Origin of the sequence: Stenotrophomonas bentonitica (assembly GCF_002887735.1) — a bacterium.
Lineage (GTDB): Bacteria > Pseudomonadota > Gammaproteobacteria > Xanthomonadales > Xanthomonadaceae > Stenotrophomonas > Stenotrophomonas bentonitica_A.
Genome location: NZ_PKQP01000001.1, coordinates 100,933 through 118,326, shown reverse-complemented (window position 1 = coordinate 118,326; position 17,394 = coordinate 100,933). Strand labels below are relative to the sequence as shown.

At 65.9% G+C, this 17,394-nt stretch carries 8 protein-coding genes and 1 pseudogene; 3 read left to right on the top strand and 6 right to left on the bottom strand.

Annotated features, from left to right (window positions below; translation table 11 throughout):
• Window positions 1-46 precede the first annotated feature (46 nt).
• The 3 genes from metH to C0R07_RS00540 are packed head-to-tail and all read right to left on the bottom strand — an operon-like array spanning window position 47 to window position 4,840.
• Entirely contained in the window at window positions 47-2,788 is a 2,742-nt protein-coding gene (metH, locus tag C0R07_RS00550) for a methionine synthase (protein WP_302476388.1), read from the bottom strand.
• Window positions 2,789-2,794: 6 nt separating this feature from the next.
• The gene (locus C0R07_RS00545; RefSeq protein ID WP_102787989.1) at window positions 2,795-3,901 is read right to left on the bottom strand and encodes a homocysteine S-methyltransferase family protein; all 1,107 of its coding nucleotides are present in this window, start codon (window positions 3,899-3,901) and stop codon (window positions 2,795-2,797) included.
• Between the two features lie 9 nt (window positions 3,902-3,910).
• A complete protein-coding gene (locus C0R07_RS00540; protein WP_102787988.1) occupies window positions 3,911-4,840 on the bottom strand; it encodes an ArsR/SmtB family transcription factor in 930 nt (309 codons plus the stop codon).
• Between the two features lie 112 nt (window positions 4,841-4,952).
• Here C0R07_RS00540 and C0R07_RS00535 point away from each other — a divergent pair, with 112 nt between their 5' ends.
• Both C0R07_RS00535 and C0R07_RS00530 read left to right on the top strand, forming a co-directional pair.
• On the top strand, window positions 4,953-6,137 hold the full coding sequence (locus C0R07_RS00535; RefSeq protein WP_390330509.1) for an acyl-CoA dehydrogenase family protein: 1,185 nt from the start codon (window positions 4,953-4,955) through the stop codon (window positions 6,135-6,137).
• Between the two features lie 134 nt (window positions 6,138-6,271).
• A complete protein-coding gene (locus C0R07_RS00530; protein WP_102787987.1) occupies window positions 6,272-6,571 on the top strand; it encodes a hypothetical protein in 300 nt (99 codons plus the stop codon).
• Between the two features lie 244 nt (window positions 6,572-6,815).
• Here the strand turns inward: C0R07_RS00530 and C0R07_RS00525 are convergent, their stop codons facing one another.
• The 3 genes from C0R07_RS00525 to C0R07_RS00515 are packed head-to-tail and all read right to left on the bottom strand — an operon-like array spanning window position 6,816 to window position 11,911.
• Complete coding sequence (locus C0R07_RS00525; protein WP_046274306.1) at window positions 6,816-9,989, bottom strand: multidrug efflux RND transporter permease subunit; 3,174 nt, start codon at window positions 9,987-9,989, stop codon at window positions 6,816-6,818.
• 15 nt (window positions 9,990-10,004) lie between these two features.
• Window positions 10,005-11,282: an efflux RND transporter periplasmic adaptor subunit gene (locus C0R07_RS00520; RefSeq protein ID WP_019184365.1), complete on the bottom strand. Its 1,278-nt coding sequence runs from the start codon at window positions 11,280-11,282 to the stop codon at window positions 10,005-10,007.
• Entirely contained in the window at window positions 11,282-11,911 is a 630-nt protein-coding gene (locus tag C0R07_RS00515; protein ID WP_102787986.1) for a TetR/AcrR family transcriptional regulator, read from the bottom strand. The genes C0R07_RS00520 and C0R07_RS00515 overlap by 1 nt, the downstream gene beginning before the upstream one ends.
• 374 nt (window positions 11,912-12,285) lie before the next feature.
• On the opposite strand from C0R07_RS00515, the pseudogene C0R07_RS00510 reads away from it, so the two are divergent.
• A pseudogene (locus C0R07_RS00510) lies at window positions 12,286-17,181 on the top strand (NAD-glutamate dehydrogenase); the annotation flags it as partial.
• Between the last annotated feature and the right edge of the window lie 213 nt (window positions 17,182-17,394).

Sequence of the window (17,394 nt, the reverse complement as noted above, 5' to 3'; positions counted from 1 at the left end):
CCGTGCATTATGCCGGTAGCACCCGACCGTGGGTCGGGTGACGCGGTCATTCCGGATCGTAATCCAGGTTGGAGGCCAGCCAGCGTTCGGCCTGCACGCGGTCCACGCCCTTGCGCTTGGCATAGTCCACCACCTGCTCGCGCGAGACCCGGCCGACCACGAAATACTGGCTCTGCGGGTGGCTGAAGTAGTAGCCCGATACCGCCGCGGTGGGCAGCATCGCAAAGCTCTCGGTCAGCTGCATGTCCGCAGTGCGCTCGGCATCGAGCAAGTGGAACAGCGTGGCCTTCTCGCTGTGCTCCGGGCAGGCCGGATAGCCCGGGGCAGGGCGGATGCCGGTGTACTTCTCGGCGATCAGCGACTCATTGTCCAGCTGCTCATCGGGCTGGTAGCCCCAGTAATCCATGCGTACGTGCTGGTGCAGGCGCTCGGCCAACGCTTCGGCCAGGCGGTCGGCCAGCGCCTTGAGCAGGATCGCGTTGTAATCGTCGTGATCGGCCTCGAAGCGGGCCACGTGCGGGTCGATGCCGATGCCGGCGGTGACCGCGAACGCGCCGATCCAATCCTGCTTGCCGCTGTCGGCCGGGGCGATGAAATCGGCCAGGCAGAAATCCGGGCGTTCGACCGGCTTGTCCACCTGCTGGCGCAGGAAGTGCAGCACCGCCGGGCCGTTGTCCGTGCGCAGGTGCACGTCATCGCCGACGCTGTTGGCTGGCCACAGGCCAAACACGGCCTTGGCGGTCAGCCACTTTTCCTCGACGATGCGGGTGAGCATCGCGCGGGCGTCCTGGTACAGATCGGTGGCCTGCGGGCCGACGATCTCATCGGTCAGGATCGCCGGGAACTTGCCGGCCAGTTCCCAGGCCTGGAAGAACGGGGTCCAGTCGATCACCTCGACCAGGTCGGCCAGTGGGTAATCGTCGAGCACATGCAGGCCCGGCCTGCGCGGCGTCGGCGGCGTGTAGTTCGCCCAGTCGCCCACGAAGCGCTGGGCGCGTGCCTTGGCCAGGGGCACCAGGCGCTTGGCATCGCCACGGTTGCGGTGGCGCTGGCGGATGTCGGCGTAGTCGGCCTCATTGGCGGCCACGAAGGCATCGCGCAGCTCGCGCGAGATCAGCGACTGCGCGACGCCCACCGCGCGCGAGGCATCCTTCACCCACACCGTGGGCGCCTTGTAATGCGGGTCGATCTTCAGCGCCGTGTGCGCACGCGAGGTGGTGGCGCCGCCGATCATCAGCGGCATCGTGAAGCCCTGCCGCTCCATCTCGCGGGCGACGTGGCTCATCTCTTCCAGCGAGGGGGTGATCAGCCCGGACAGGCCGATGATGTCCGCGTTTTCAGCACGCGCGGCGTCGAGGATCTTCTGCGCCGGCACCATCACGCCCAGATCGACCACATCGAAGTTGTTGCAGGCCAGGACCACGCCAACGATGTTCTTGCCGATGTCGTGCACGTCGCCCTTGACCGTGGCCATGATGATCTTGCCGTTGCTCTTGGCGGTGTCGCCACTGCGCGCCTTCTCGGCCTCGATGTAGGGCAGCAGGTAGGCCACCGCCTTTTTCATCACGCGTGCGGACTTGACCACCTGCGGCAGGAACATCTTGCCGGCGCCGAACAGGTCACCGACGATGTTCATGCCGTCCATCAGCGGCCCCTCGATCACATCCAGCGGCCGCGTCGAGCGCGCACGCGCTTCTTCGGTGTCCTGCTCGACCCAGGCGTCCATGCCGTGTACGAGCGCATGCGCAAGGCGGTCGTTGACCGGCTTCTCGCGCCAGGCCAGATCTTCGCCGCGCACTTCGCCTTTCTTGCCCTTGTAGCGCTCGGCGATCTCCAGCAAGCGCTCGGTGCCGTCGCGACGGCGGTTGAGGATCACATCCTCCACGCGCTCGCGCAGTTCCGGGTCCAGGTCATCGTAGATCGGCATCGCGCCGGCATTGACGATGCCCATGTCCATGCCCGCGCCAATGGCATGGAACAGGAACACGGAGTGGATCGCCTGGCGTACGGTTTCATTGCCGCGGAAGGAGAAGGACACATTGGAGACACCGCCGGAGACATGGCAGTGCGGCAGGGTGCGCTTGATGATGCGGGTGGCTTCGATGAAGTCGACCGCGTAGTTGTCGTGTTCCTCGATACCGGTGGCAACGGCGAAGATGTTCGGGTCGAAGATGATGTCCTGCGGCGGGAAGCCGACCTGTTCGGTCAGGATCCGGTAGGCGCGGGTGCAGATCTCGACCTTGCGCGCGCAGGTATCGGCCTGGCCGTCCTCATCGAAGGCCATCACCACCGCGGCCGCGCCGTAGCGCAGTACCTTGCGCGCCTGCTCGATGAACTGCGCTTCGCCTTCCTTGAGCGAGATCGAGTTGACCACGCTCTTGCCCTGCAGGCACTTCAGCCCGGCCTCGATCACGCTCCACTTGGACGAATCGACCATCACCGGAATGCGCGCGATGTCCGGCTCGGACATGATCAGATTCAGATAGCGCGTCATCGCCTTTTCGGAATCGATCAGGCCCTCGTCCATGTTCACATCGAGGATCTGCGCGCCATTGGCGACCTGCTGGCGCGCCACTTCCACCGCCTCCTCGTAACGCTCTTCCTTCACCAGCTTGCGGAACTGCGCACTGCCGGTGACGTTGGTGCGCTCGCCGATGTTGACGAACAGCAGGTCCGGGGTGATGACCAGCGGCTCGAGACCGGACAGGCGGGTGTGGCGGGAAGACGTCATGGGCAGGCTGGCACGGGCTGGCGGAGGAAGGTCAACGACAACGGGAACGGGGAGCAGGTGCGGTCATGCCGCGTCTTCCAGCGGTGGTGCGGGCAGGCGGCGCGGCGGCAGATCGGCTACCGCCTCGGCGATGGCACGGATGTGCGCCGGGGTAGTGCCGCAGCAGCCGCCCACCAGGTTGAGCAGGCCGGCGCTGGCGAATTCGCGCAGCGTGGTCGCCATTTCTTCCGGGGTTTCGTCGTACTCGCCGAAGGCATTGGGCAGGCCCGCATTCGGGTGTGCACTGACCAGGCACTCGGCCACGGTGGACAGGGTTTCCACGTGGGGCCGCATGTCGCTGGCACCGAGCGCGCAGTTCAGCCCGATCGACAGCGGCCGGCCGTGCGCGACCGAGGCGTAGAACGCCTCTGCCGTCTGCCCGGACAACGTGCGCCCGGACGCATCGGTGATGGTGCCGGAGATCATCACCGGCAGCCGACCACCGCGGGCGTCGAACACTTCTTCGATGGCGAACAGCGCGGCCTTGGCGTTGAGCGTATCGAAGATGGTTTCCACCATCAGGGTGTCGGCACCGCCGTCGATCAGCCCATCGATGGCCTCGCGGTAAGTCTCGCGCAGCGCATCGAAGCTGGTATTGCGGAAACCCGGATCGTTCACGTCCGGGCTGATCGACGCGGTGCGGCTGGTGGGGCCGAGCACCCCGATCACGAAGCGCGGCTTGCCCGGCGTGGTCGCCGCGACCGCATCGCAGCAGGCGCGCGCTACTGCGGCACCGGCTTTGTTGAGCTCGTAGACCAGGTGTTCAAGGTGATAGTCGGCCTGGCTGACCGAGGTCGCGTTGAACGTATTGGTCTCGACCAGATCGGCGCCGGCTTCCAGGTACGCGGTATGGATGCCGCCGATCACCTCCGGGCGGGTCAACAGCAGCAGGTCGTTGTTGCCCTTGAGGTCATGCCCCTGCGGCGCGTCGCCGGGCGCGGCATGGTCGCAGCCGGGCCCGTGCTGGTGGTCGTAACCGCCGGCGAAACGCTCGCCGCGGTAATCGTCCTCTTCCAGGCCATGCCGCTGGATCATCGTGCCCATGGCGCCATCGATGATCAGGATGCGCTGGGCCAGCGCCGCTTCCAGCGCATGCACGCGGTCGGGATGGAGCCAGGGCAGGGATGGCATGGGCAGACCTCAGGACTTGCTGGCAATCAGCGAAATGACTTCGAAATGCGGCGGGCGCTTCTCGCGGGTCACGGTTTCCAGGCTGGAGACGACCAGGCCGGCCTTCTCCACGAACCTGCGCAGTTCCTTGTCGCTGAAACCAAGGTTGACGTGGCCATACGCGTCCACGGCCGCACGGTGTTCGTGACGGGCCAGGCTGCACAGCAGCAGGCGACCGCCCGGGCGCAGCACGCGCGCGCCCTCGGCGACGGCCTGGGCCGGCTTCGCCGCGTAGGTCAGTGCGTGCATCAGCACCACCAGATCGAAGCTCTGGTCGGGGAAGGGCAGGGCGTGCATGTCGCCTTCGCGCACTTCCACGTTGGCCAGCCGGCGCAGGCGCTCGCTGGCGGCGGCGACCACGCGCGCGCTGGTATCGATGCAGACATAGCGCTTGGCATGCGGGGCGACCAGTTCGGCCAATACGCCGTCACCGGAGGCGATATCAAGCACGTCACCGGTTTCCAGCAGCGGCAGCGCGGTGCGCGCCAGCGCCTCCCACGTGCGGCCGGGGGAGTAATGGCGTTCCATGTCGCCGGCGACGCTGTCGGCCCAGTTCTGGTCGGCGGCGCGGCTGGCCATCACCGCGGCGACGCGTTCAGCATCCTGGCGCAGCAGCGGATCGTCGCTGCCGGTGCTCAGGGCATGCCACAATGCGCGCTGCGCCGGATCCAGCGCGGCGTCATCGAAGCGGTAATACGCCGAGACGCCCGAGCGACGGTCGCGGACCAGGCCGGCTTCCTTGAGCCGGGCCAGATGGGTGGACACCCGCGGCTGGGCCAGCGTGGTGATGGCCGACAGCTCGGCCACGGTGAGTTCTTCCTGTTCCAGCAGCGCCAGCAGGCGCACCCGGGTGGCGTCGGCGAACACTTTCAGCCGGACGGACCAGTCCTCGAGATCCATAAATATCTACCTATCGCGATATAGAGATATTTTCGTCCTTTGGCGGCGGTGCGGTCAAGTCAGGCGTCCTCTCCCCGCCCCCCGGTACAATCGACCGACCGGGCCGCGCGCACTGCGGCCCCTTTCACTCTGTACCCGGGAGGGTGTTGTGGATTTCAGCTTTACCGAAGAGCAGTTGATGCTGCAGGACGTTGCGCGCCGTATCGCGCAGGAAAAAATCGCGCCCAGCGCCGAACACCACGATCGTACCGGCGAGTTCCCGCTGGAGAACATCCGCCTGCTGGGCGAGAACGGTCTGATGGGCATCGAAGTGCCTGAAGAATACGGCGGTGCGGGCATGGACCCGATCGCCTACGTCCTGGCGATGGTGGAGGTCGCCGCCGGAGACGCTGCGCATTCGACGATCATGTCGGTCAACAATTCGCTGTTCTGCAACGGCATCCTGACCCATGGCAGTGAAGCGCAGAAGCAGAAGTACGTGCGCGCCATCGCCGAGGGCGAGGCCATCGGCGCGTTCGCGCTGACCGAGCCGCAGTCCGGGTCGGATGCGACGGCGATGCGCTGCCGGGCGGTCAAGCAGGCCGACGGCACTTACGTGATCAACGGCAAGAAAAGCTGGATCACCTCCGGCCCGGTCGCCAAGTACATCGTGCTGTTTGCGATGACCGATCCGGACCAGGGCGCGCGTGGCATCACCGCGTTCATGATCGACACCGACAAGGCCGGCTTCCACCGCGGCAAGACCGAGCCGAAGCTGGGCATCCGTGCCTCGGCCACCTGCGAAATCGAGTTCCAGGATTACGTGGCGGCCGCCGAGGATGTCGTCGGCAAGGAAGGCGAGGGCTTCAAGATCGCCATGGGCGTGCTCGACGCCGGCCGTATCGGCATCGCCTCGCAGGCGATCGGCATCGCGCGTGCCGCGTATGAAGCGACGATCGAATACGTGAAGGACCGCAAGGCCTTCGGCGCGGCGATCGGCACCTTCCAGATGACCCAGGCCAAGATTGCCGACATGAAATGCAAGCTGGACGCAGCCCTGCTGCTGACGCTGCGTGCGGCATGGGTGAAGGGCCAGGGCAAGCGTTTCAGCAATGAAGCGGCGATCGCCAAGCTGACCGCCTCCGAAGCGGCCATGTGGATCACCCACCAGGCGGTGCAGATCCACGGCGGCATGGGCTACTCCAAGGAAATGCCGCTGGAGCGTTACTTCCGTGATGCCAAGATCACCGAGATCTATGAGGGCACCTCGGAGATCCAGCGGTTGGTGATTGCGCGCAACGAGACGGGATTGCGCTGAGGTTCGACGGCCTCGACCCACGGTCGTGGCCTGCTGGCGGCGGCCGTCGCCTCGCGGCCGCCAGCCGGGCAGGTGCCGCCGTGGGTTGGCACGCGGTAGTGCAGAATGTGCGGTTCCGTTCTGCGGGAGATTCCATGGTGATCTATCGAGGCGCAGGGTTCCTGACGCTGCTCACGCCCATCGCGGCCCTGCTGCTGTTGATGTGGCTGTGGCCGGATCCGAGCGTCGACCACGGCAATACGTCGCTGCGGCAGCTGTTGTTCGGTTTCGCCATCGGGGCGTTCATCAATGTGCTGCTGGGGACATTTCTCAATCACGGTGCGCGTGCGCCCGGCGAGCCTGCCCGTCACCATTTCTTCTACATGCCGATGCAGTGGCCGTCGCTGGCGATCGTGGTCGTCTGCGCGGTATGGGGCGCCATCCGCGTGAATTGATCGCCGGCAGCTGCTCGCCAGGTAGTGCCGGCCGCTGGCCGGCAACCAGGCGGCCCTTCCCGGGCAACCGGAGGAGCCGGCCAGCGGCCGGCACTACCGGGATCGCTTCCGGTCCGCCACACATGGTGTGACCCGTCATGCATCACACACGAAAAAGCCCCGGCTCGCGCCGGGGCTTTTTCGTTTCAGCGTGACCACCCACGGTGGTCACCTGCGGTGGGGCAACCGTGGCTGCCCCTGCCCCTTAACGATCCGGACGGTGCGCCGTGTTGGCTTCGCCCTGGCGTTCCAGGAACTCCTTGGACGGTTCGTCCAGCTTGTCGCCCAGCATGCGGCGGACCACCACGAAGAACACCGGGATCATCAGCAGACCCAGGAAGGTGGCGAACACCATGCCGCCGATCACGCCGGTACCGATCGCGTGACGTGCGTTGGCGCCGGCACCGGTGGAGATGGCCATCGGCACCACGCCCATGATGAAGGCGAAGGAGGTCATCAGGATCGGGCGGAAACGCAGGCGGGAGGCTTCGATGGTCGCCTCGCGCAGGTTCTTGCCTGCGGCCCGCTGTTCCACCGCGAACTCCACGATCAGGATCGCGTTCTTCGCGGCCAGGCCGATCACGGTGATCAGGCCGATCTTGAAGTACAGATCGTTCGGCAGGCCACGTGCGAGCGAGAAGGCCAGCGCGCCCAGGACACCCAGCGGCACCACCAGCAGCACCGCCACCGGAATCGACCAGCTTTCATACAGCGCGGCCAGGCAGAGGAACACCACCACGATGGACAGCACCAGCAGCAGGGTCGCGGCGTTGCCGGCCAGGATTTCCTGGTAGGACATGCCCGACCAGTCGTAACCGAAGCCGGCCGGCAGGTCGTCGTTGACGATCCGTTCCATCGCCTGCATCGCCTCGCCCGAGCTGCGGCCTTCCGCCTGCGAACCGACGATGTTGACCGCCGAGTAACCGTTGTAGCGGCTCAGCGACGGCGGGGCGGACACCCATTCGGACTTCACCACGGTGCTCAGCGGAATCATCGCCTGCGTACCGTCGGCGTTGGTCTGCAGCGTGCTGGGCGTGTAGAAGCTGTTCAACGACTCCGCACCGGTGCGGTACGGACCATCGGCCTGCAGGGTCACGCGCTTGATGCGGCCTTCATAGAAGAAGTCGTTGACGTACACCGGGGCCAGCATCAGCTGGATGGTGCTGTACACGTCCGACACCGACAGCCCCATGGTCTGCGCCTGCACGCGGTCCACGTGCAACTGCAGCTGCGGGGCGTTTTCCAGGCCGTTCGGGCGCACGCCGGTCAGCAGGTCGCTTTCCTGCGCCGCCTTGCCGAGCAGGATGTTGCGGGCCTGCGTCAACTGCTCATAGCCCACGCCGCCACGGTCCTGCAGCCACATGTCGAAGCCGCCGAACTGGCCCAGGCCCTGCACGGTCGGCAGGTTGACCACGAAGATCTGCGCTTCCTTGATGCCGAAGAACGCGCCGTTCATGTTGTTGATGAACTCGGGCACGGTGATGTCGCGGTCCGCCCAGGGCTTGAGGCGGATGAAGCCCATGCCCACGTTCTCACCGGAACCGACGAAGCTGAAACCGGCCACCTGCAGCATGCCTTCGAAGCCATCCTGCTTTTCCAGGATGCCGCGCATCTGGGCGAAGGCGTGGTTGGTCTGCGACTTGGTCGAGCCCGGCGGCAGCTGCACGATCGCCAGCGCATAGCCCTGGTCTTCTTCGGGCAGGAAGCTGCCCGGCATGCGCGTGAACAGGAAGCCGCACAGCACGGTCAGCACCACGAACAGGATCATCCAGCGCGGGGCATGCTTCACCGCCGAGGTGATGTGGCCCACGTAGGTGTTGCTGACCTTGTCGTAGTACTTGTTGAACGTGCGGTAGACGATGTTCGGGTTGTCGTTGTGCGTCGGCTTGAGGAACGTCGCGCACAGCGCCGGGGTGAAGCCCAGCGCCAGGAACGCCGAGAAGGCCATCGCGATGGCGATCGTCAGCGCGAACTGCTTGTAGATCTCGCCGGCGGCGCCGCCCTGCAGGGCCGACGGAATGAACACCGCCGCCAGCACCACGGTAATGGCGACCACCGCACCGGTGATCTGGGTCATGGCCTTCTGGGTGGCGGCCTTGGGCGGCAGCTTCTCCTCGGTCATGATGCGTTCGACGTTCTCGATCACCACGATCGCGTCATCGACCACGATGCCGATCGCCAGCACCATCGCAAACAGCGTCAGCTGGTTGATGGTGAAGCCGATGATGCTCATGCCCAGGAACGTGCCCAGCAGCGCGACCGGGATGACCAGGGTCGGGATCAGCGTGGCGCGGAAGTTCTGCAGGAAGATCAGCATCACCAGGAAGACCAGCGCGACCGCTTCGATCAGGGTCTTGACCACTTCCTCGATCGAGATCTTCACGAAGGTGGTGCTGTCGTACGGCGAGAACCAGCTGACACCGGCCGGGAAGCTCGGGGCCAGTTCGTCCATCTTGGCGGTGACCGCGTTGGCCACGTTCAGTGCGTTGGCGCCCGGCAGCAGCTGGATCGCGAAGGCACCGGTCGGCTTGCCGTTGTACTGGGTATCAAAGCCGTAGTTGTTCGCACCGAAGGCGATCCGGGCGATGTCCTTGAGCAGCACGCGCGAACCATCGGTGTTGGCGCGCAGGATGATGTTCTCGAACTCTTCCGGCGAGCTGAAGCGGCCTTCGGCCGAGACCGTCGCGGTGAAGTAGTGGCCTTCAGGCGAGGGATCCGAGCCCAGCGAACCGGCTGCGAACTGTACGTTCTGGTCCTTGATCGCGGCCAGCACCTGGGTGGCCGACAGGCCGTAACCCTGCATCTTTTCCGGGTTGAGCCAGATGTTCATGGCGTACTCGGAGCCGAACTGCTGGGTGCTGCCCACGCCCGGGATACGCGAGATCTGGTCGAGCACGCGCGAACCGACGATGTCGTTCAAGGCATCGCGGTCGATCGAGGCGCTGTCGGACTGCAGGGCCACCACCATCAGGAAGCCGGCGTTGGCCTTGGCCACCACCACGCCCTGCTGGGTCACCTCGGTCGGCAGGCGAGGGGTCGCCAGCGACACCTTGTTCTGCACCTGGACCTGGGCGATGTCGGCATCGGTGCCGGTTTCGAAGGTCAAGGTGATGGTGACGCGGCCGTTGGAGGCCGAGGAGGAGCTGAAGTACAGCAGGTGATCGATGCCGGTCAGCTGCTGCTCGATCACCTGGGTGACCGACTTTTCGGCGGTGTCGGCGCTGGCGCCGGGGTAGGTGGCGCTCACCGTCACCTGGGGCGGTGCGATGCTCGGGTAGGACTCCACGCCCAGACCCAGGATCGAGATCACGCCCGCAAGCGAGATCAGGATCGCGACCACCCAGGCGAATACCGGGTGTTCAATGAAAAATTTAGGCATGACGGAGGATTCCCGTTATTGCTTGTTCGGTTCGGCAGCCGGAGCGGCGTCGGACTTCGTGGCGGCGGCATCGGCCGGGGCGGCAGCGGCGTCAGGCTGGGCGGCATCGGCCGGAGCGGCACCCGCCGGAGCAGCACCCGCCGGCGCCTGGCCATTGCCGTTGCCGGCGGCCGGGTTCCACGGGGCGGCCTTGGCCGGGGCGCCTTCCTTGACCTTCTGCACGCCGGCCACGATCACCTGGTCGCCGGCATCCAGGCCACCGCTGACCAACCAGTTGCTGCCCTGCTGGCCTTCGCTCTTCACGTTCTTGCGGATGACCTTGCCATCCTTGCCGACCACCAGCACGTAGCCGCCGGTGGTGTCGCGCTGCAGCGCCTGCAGCGGCACCAGGTAGGCGTTGTTGCGCTCACCCAGGGTCGCCTGGAAGCTGACGAAGGCGCCCGGCAGCAGGATCTGCTGCGGGTTGGGCAGCACCGCGCGCAGCGAGACCGCGCCGGTGGCCGGGTCGACCGTGGTCGAGGAGAAGTCCAGCGTGCCCGGCTGGTCGTAGACGGTGCCGTCGGCCAGCTTCACCTGCACGGTGGACTTGCCGTCCCCGCTCAGGGCCAGTGCGCCCTTGGCCTGGGCCGCGCGCATCTGGGTCAGCTCATCCACGCTCATGGAGAAGTTCACGTACAGCGGGTCGAGCTGGTCCACGGTGGTCAGCAGGGTGACATCGCCCTGACCGACCAGTGCGCCTTCGGTGACCTGCTGCTTGCCGGCGCGGCCGCTGATCGGCGAACGCACTTCGGCATAGCCGAGGTTGATCTTCGCGCTGGCCAGCGAGGCCTGGGCCTGCTGCACCGCCGCGGCGGCGGTACGCTCGGTCGCTTCGGCCGCGTCCAGATCGGATTTGGAGACATAGGCCTGCGGGGCCAGCGAGCGGGCGCGGTTGGCCGCGGCCTTGGCGTTCGCGGCGGTGGCCTGGGCCGAGGTCAGCTCGGCCTGCGCGGCGTTGAGCGCGGCGCGCAGCGGTGCCGGATCGATCAGGAACAGCACCTGGCCTTCCTTCACATCCGAGCCTTCCTGGTAGACGCGCTTGAGCAGCACGCCCGGCACACGGGCCCGGACATCGGCACTGCGGTACGGCGACAGACGGCCGACCAGCTCACGCTGCAGGGGCAGGGTCTGGGGCTTGGCCTCGATCACGCCCACTTCCGGCGGCGGCGGGGCCTGCTGCTCTTCCTTCTTGCAGGCGGTCAACGCAAGGGCGACTGCGCACGTCAGGGCAAGGGTGCGGAGTGGGGCGATCATCAGGAGAAGCTCCGGTGTTGGTTTGAATGCGAAGCCGTGGCGGCTTCGGGCGCAGCGAACGCGCGCAGGAAGCTGTCGACGGAGAATTCTGCCCAGCGGCGCCGCACGGTGGCGTCAGCGCGATGGGGGATGTGGAAGCGCTGTTTTTCGAAATCCAAGCCGGCGATCATGCTCAATAGCAGTTCAGCCATGAAGTGCGGGTCGTCATGCCTCAATTGGCCTTGCTCGGACCGGGTTGCCATCCATTCAGAAACATGAAGCGCCAGTGCCCCGGCGCCGTCCTGGTAAAGGGTGCGGGCTTCCTGGGGGAACTGGCTGGATTCTGTCGCGATCAGCCTCCGGGCCTGGACCACGTGGGGCTGATTGAAGTGATCCAGGTAATCGTTGGCGAACTGCAGCAGGCTGCCACGCAGGTCATCACCGTCCAGTGAGCGCAGCCCGGCGGTCGCGCGGCAGACATGCCGCTGCATCACCCGGCGCAGGAGTTCCTGCTTGCTTCCATAGCGGCTGTAGAGGGTCTGCTTGGAGCAGCCGGCGTGCTGGGCCACCGCGTCCATGCTCAGCTGCATCCCCTGGCTGGCCAGCAACTCGCGCACAGCATCGAACACGCGATGATCGCGCGCGTCCATCGTGCTGGCGGCGGGGTGTGGGGGAGTCACGCGGTGGACTATACCGTCCAGTTCAGAATTGTAGAAGCCTTGTCTTTCGGTGCGTTTTGATGACCAACGTCAAGTTGCAACCGAAGCGGCCGATGCTGCGACGGAGGAAGCGCCGATGCGCTGATCCGTACGTCGCCGAATTGACATCGCCGATGTAAACGGGACCCAACCCGAATCACCTTATTCCGTCCTGCAGCAAGGTATTTCTGTGCGGTAGGCCTACAATTTCATTTTCCCAACTGAGCAACACGCACCGCTCCGTCATGAAACCGCAAAAACCAGCAGCCAAGACCGTGAAAAACAAATCCAAACCAGCCGATACGCAGACTGTTTCGCCAGTGGGCTTCTCGCTGGAGCCGGTGTACACGGCCTTGCGCAAGCGCTACCCGTCGGCCGGGCAGGCCGAGGCAGTGGCTTTTGCCGCCGACTTCTACAAGCGCATGGAGGCGGACGAGTTCCCGCACCACAGCGCCGAGGAGTGGGCCGCACTGGCAGCGGACACGCTGGAATTCGCGCGTGTGCGCAAGCCCGGCAAGGCCAACGTCCGCGTGTTCAACCCGACGCTGAAGGGCAACGGGTGGGAGTCGCCGCATACGGTGCTGCAGATCGTCAATGACGACATGCCGTTCCTGGTCGACACCGTCACGATGTCGCTGGCCGAACACGGCGTTGGCGTGCACGTGCTGGGTCACCCGGTCATCCGCTTCGCGCGTGACAAGGCCGGCAAGCTGACCACGGTCAGCGACGGCACCGCCGAATCGGTGATGCTGCTGGAAATCGACCGTCAGCCGGCCGAGGCCATGGCCGACGTCGAGAAGGCGATCATCAAGGCGCTGGACGAGGTGCGTGCCATCGTCCGCGATTGGGACGCGATGCGTGCCAAGGCGCAGAGCCTGGCCGACGATCTCGGCAGCCGCCAGCTGCCGGTCGATGCCGCCTCGCGCGCCGAAGCACAGGAATTCCTACGCTGGGCCGCCGATAATCACTTTACCTTCTTCGGTTACCGCGAGTACCGCGTCGAGAAGCAGGGCAAGGAAGATGTGCTGGCGCCATTGAACGACACCGGCCTGGGCCTGATGCGCGGGCAGGACAAGTCCGCCGCGCGCCCGGTCAAGACCCTGGCCGCGCAGGGCCTCAATGCCACCTCCGGTTTGAAGGACGCACTGATCCTGACCAAGACCAATGCCCGTTCGCGCGTGCATCGCTCCGGTTACATGGATTACATCGGCGTGCTGGAGTTCGACGCCAAGGGCAAGATCATCGGCGAGCAGCGCTTCCTGGGCCTGTTCACCTCCAGCGCTTACAACCGCCGCCCGTGGGAAATCCCGCTGGTGCGCCAGCGCCACGAATATGTGATGAGCAAGTCCGGCCTGGCGCCGAGCAGCCACAGCGGCAAGGCCCTGCGCCACATCCTGGAAACCCTGCCGCGCGAAGAACTGTTCCAGTCCAGCGAGGACGAACTGTTCCGCACCGCCATGGGCGTGCTGGGCCTGCAGGAGCGCGTGCGCAGCCGCCTGTTCCTGCGCCGTGACAAGTACAGCCGTTTCATCTCCGCGCTGGTGTACCTGCCGCGCGAACGCTTCAACACCGATGTGCGCCTGCGCATCGAAGCCATGCTCAAGGACGCCCTGCAGGGTGAGTACGTGGACAGCTCCGTGGTGCTCGGCGAGTCGCCGCTGGCCCAGGTGCATCTGATCGTGCGCCCGAAGGCAGGCCAGACCCTGGAAGTGGACACCAGCGAACTGGAGCAGAAGCTCGCCCAGGTGCTGCGCAACTGGCAGGACGATCTGCGCGAAGCCCTGGTCGCCCGCCACGGTGAAGGCGAAGGCCTGCGCATCGCCGCGCGTATCGGCAAGGCGTTGCCGGCCGGTTACATCGAAGATTCCAGCACCGAGATCGCCGCCAACGACGTCAGCCAGCTCGATGCGCTGACCGGCCCGGACGATCTGCGCCTGAGCCTGCAGGCGGTGCAGCGCGAAAGCGGCGACGGCCTGCGCCTGAAGCTGTATCGCCAGCTGGACGACATCCCGCTGTCCGACGCGCTGCCGATGATGGAAAACATGGGCCTGCGCGTGATCTCCGAGCGTCCGTACCGTCTGACGGTCGACAACGCCCCGGTGTACGTGCAGGACTTCGAAGTGGAATCGGTGGCCGGTGCGATCGACGCGCCGAGCGTCGATGCCGCCTTTGGTGAGACCTTTGCCCGCGTGTGGCACGGCGATGCCGAGAACGACGGTTTCAACCGCCTCGTGCTGGCTGCCGGCCTGCACTGGCGCCAGGTCGCGATGCTGCGTGGCTACTGCAAGTACCTGCTGCAGACCGGCGTGCCGTTCTCGCAGGCCTACGTGGAAGGCACCTTCACCCGTTACCCGCTGCTGGCCCGCCTGCTGGTGGAGCTGTTCGAAGCCCGCTTCGACCCGGCCACCGGCCACGAAAGCAAGGATGCGATCGCCGAGGGCCAGACCCAGCTGCGCGCGCACCTGACCGTGCTCGCCGGCGGTGACGAAGCCACCCTGAAAGTGCTCAAGACCGTGGTCGATGCACGCAAGGGCGACCGCACCGTGCAGATGGATGCCGCGCGCGACGCGCTGCTCAAACTGATGGACCGCGTCTCCAGCCTGGATGAAGACCGCATCCTGCGCAGCTTCATGGGCGTGATCGATGCGACCCTGCGTACCAGCTACTACCAGACCGATGCCGAGGGCCGCCCGGGCCACGTCATCAGCTTCAAGTTCGATTCGGCGCTGGTGCCGGACCTGCCCAAGCCGCGCCCCTACCGCGAAATCTTCGTGTATGGCCCGCGCGTGGAAGGTACGCACCTGCGTTTCGGTGCGGTGGCCCGTGGTGGCCTGCGCTGGTCGGACCGTCGCGAAGACTTCCGTACCGAGGTGCTGGGCCTGGTCAAGGCGCAGATGGTCAAGAACACCGTGATCGTGCCGGTCGGTGCGAAGGGTGGCTTCTTCGCCAAGACCCCGCCGGTGAACGGCGACCGCGATGCGATCTTCGCCAACGGCGTGGCCTGCTACAAGCTGTTCATCCAGGGCCTGCTGGACATCACCGACAACATCGTCAACAACAAGATCGTGCCGCCGGTGGATGTCGTGCGCCATGACATGGACGACCCGTACCTGGTGGTGGCCGCCGACAAGGGCACTGCGACCTTCTCCGACATCGCCAACGGCCTGGCCGTGGCGCATGGCTTCTGGATGGGCGATGCCTTCGCCTCCGGTGGCTCGGTCGGTTACGACCACAAGGGCATGGGCATCACCGCGCGCGGTGCGTGGGAGTCGGTCAAGCGCCACTTCCGTGCGCTGGGCCGTGACAGCCAGAGCCAGGACTTCACTGCGGTCGGCGTGGGCGACATGTCCGGCGACGTGTTCGGCAACGGCATGCTGCTGTCGCGCCACATCCGCCTGGTCGCGGCCTTCGATCACCGCCACATCTTCCTGGACCCGAACCCGGATGCGGCCACGACCTTCGTCGAGCGCGAGCGTCTGTTCACCGTGCCGCGTTCCAGCTGGGCCGATTACGATGCCAAGCTGATCAGCAAGGGCGGCGGCGTGTATCCGCGTACGCTGAAGTCGATCGAGATCACCCCGCAGGTCCGTGACGTGCTGGGCCTGGACGAGGGCATCAAGTCGATGGCCCCGAACGATCTGATGAGCGCGATCCTGAAGGCACCGGTCGATCTGCTGTGGAACGGCGGCATCGGTACCTACGTCAAGGCGGCCAGCGAGCAGCACAGCGATGTCGGCGACCGCGCCAACAACGCGCTGCGCGTCAATGGCGGCGAGCTGCGCTGCAAGGTGGTGGGCGAGGGTGGCAACCTGGGCATGACCCAGCTGGGCCGCATCGAAGCTGCCCAGGCCGGCGTGCTGCTCAACACCGACTTCATCGACAACTCGGCCGGTGTGGACACCTCCGACCACGAAGTCAACATCAAGATCCTGCTCAATGATGTGGTGCGGGCCAAGAAGTTGACCGTCGAGCAGCGTAACAAGCTGCTGGCCTCGATGACCGACGAAGTGGCCGCGCTGGTGCTGATGGACAACTACCGTCAGAACCAGGCGCTGAGCCTGATGGAACGCATGGCGGTCAAGCGCCTGGGCTCCAAGCAGCACTTCATCCGCACGCTGGAACAGCAGGGCCTGCTGGATCGCCAGATCGAGTACCTGCCCTCGGATGCGGAGCTGTCCGCGCGCAAGGCGCGTGGCCAGGGCCTGACCCGTCCGGAGCTGTCGGTGCTGTTGTCCTACTCCAAGCTGGTGGCCTTCCAGCAGCTGCTCGAGTCGGACATCCCGGAAGACCCGTACCTGTCCAAGGAACTGCAGCGTTACTTCCCCACGCCCCTGCAGAAGAAGTACGCCGACGCGATGGAGCGTCACCGCCTGAAGCGCGAAATCATCGCCACGGCCGTGACCAACCAGACCATCAACCGCATGGGCGCCACCTTCCTGATGCGCATGCAGGAAGACACCGGCCGCACCGTGGCCGAGGTCGCCAAGGCCTACACGATCAGCCGTGAAACGCTGGACGCGCGCGCCCTGTGGGCACAGATCGACGCCCTCGACGGCACGCTGCCGGAGTCGGTGCAGATCGACGCACTGGAAGTGATCTGGAAGCTGCAGCGCTCGTTCGTGCGTTGGCTGCTGTCGCGTCCGGGCGCCATGCCGGGCATCACCGAAGCCGTCAACCGCTACCAGGCCGCGTTCAACGACATCCGCGACGCCTCGGGCGTGCTGCCGGATTCGCAGCGCCCGGCCTACGAGGCGAGCGTGCAGGAGTGGAAGGACAAGGGTCTGCCGCCGGCGTTGTCGCAGCAGCTCTCGGAACTGCAGTTCCTGGAGCCGGCGTTCGACATCATCGAGCTGGCCCGCACCCGCAAGCTCAAGCCGGTGGACGTCTCCAAGGTCCACTTCCGCCTGGGCGATGCCCTGCAGCTGCCGTGGCTGTTCGAGCAGATCGACGCGCTGGAGGTCAATGGCCGCTGGCACGCCGTGGCCCGTGGCGTACTGCGCGACGAGCTGGCCGCCCACCATCGCAACCTGGCTGCCCAGGTCCTGTCGATGAAGGGCAGCAGCGCCGAAGCCAAGGTCGCCGCCTGGATGGGCCGCGATGACAGCAGCCTGCGCTTCACCCTGGCGATGCTGGCCGAACTGGCCGAGCAGAAGACCCTGGATTACCCGACCGTTTCGGTCGCGGTGCAGCGCCTGGGCCAGCTGGCTTCGCATGGTGCGTAAGCATGGTGCGTTGGCGCATTCGCGCTGACGCCCCACGGTTTGCCTTGCAAACCGTGGGCCCCATGCAAACGATGCTTCCAGACCCCCGCGCCTTCGGCGCGCCCCCCTGACTCAGGGGGGCTCTGCTCCAGAGGGATGGGCGGGGGCCGGTAACGGCATTGCATGAGAAACACACGGCTCCGCTTCGGCGGGGCCGTTTTCGTTTCCGTCCGT